This is a genomic window from Rhodopseudomonas sp. BR0G17 (genome assembly GCF_010907025.1).
Classification (GTDB): Bacteria; Pseudomonadota; Alphaproteobacteria; order Rhizobiales; family Xanthobacteraceae; genus Rhodopseudomonas; species Rhodopseudomonas palustris_H.
In genome coordinates, this window is sequence record NZ_QUML01000164.1 from 1 (window position 1) to 429 (window position 429).

At 54.3% G+C, this 429-nt stretch carries 1 protein-coding gene and 1 pseudogene; one reads left to right on the forward strand and one right to left on the reverse strand.

The window, feature by feature from the left end:
- Nucleotides 1-152, forward strand: a pseudogene (locus DY467_RS26625) (ABC transporter ATP-binding protein); the annotation flags it as partial.
- A gap of 78 nt (nt 153-230) precedes the next feature.
- Here DY467_RS26625 and DY467_RS25690 read toward each other — a convergent pair.
- A partial coding sequence (locus DY467_RS25690; RefSeq protein WP_205502842.1) for a hypothetical protein occupies nt 231-429 on the reverse strand: 199 nt, incomplete at its 5' end.

Genomic DNA, 429 nt, shown 5'->3' on the forward strand with positions numbered 1-429 from the left:
TCGCCATCCTGCTGGTCGAGCAGAAACTGTCGATCGCAATGCGGATCTCGCATCGGGTCTATGTCATGGGCCACGGCAAGATCGTGTTCGAAGGCAGCCCCGACGATCTCAAGGCCAACTCCGCCGTCCGCAAGGAATGGTTGGAGGTCTGAGGTGAGGCCTGCCGAAGCGCATTTCTCAGGGAGAGACTGCTAGCCGACTCAATTCTTCTGCGTGACAGTGATCTTCTTCTAAATCTTCTGGAAAGTCGTGACGCCAAACATTTCCTGCTGCACCTCAGCCAAATCTTCCTTTGGTTGATTTGCTTTTCGGTAGGCTCGACTCATCAGTTTTGGCGCTTCGTCATGATCCGATGCGTGGATCATGTGGTACATCACACGCTTGGCTCCGGCCTCCTTGTTGTAGATGGGCCAAGCATGAGCGTGCTTG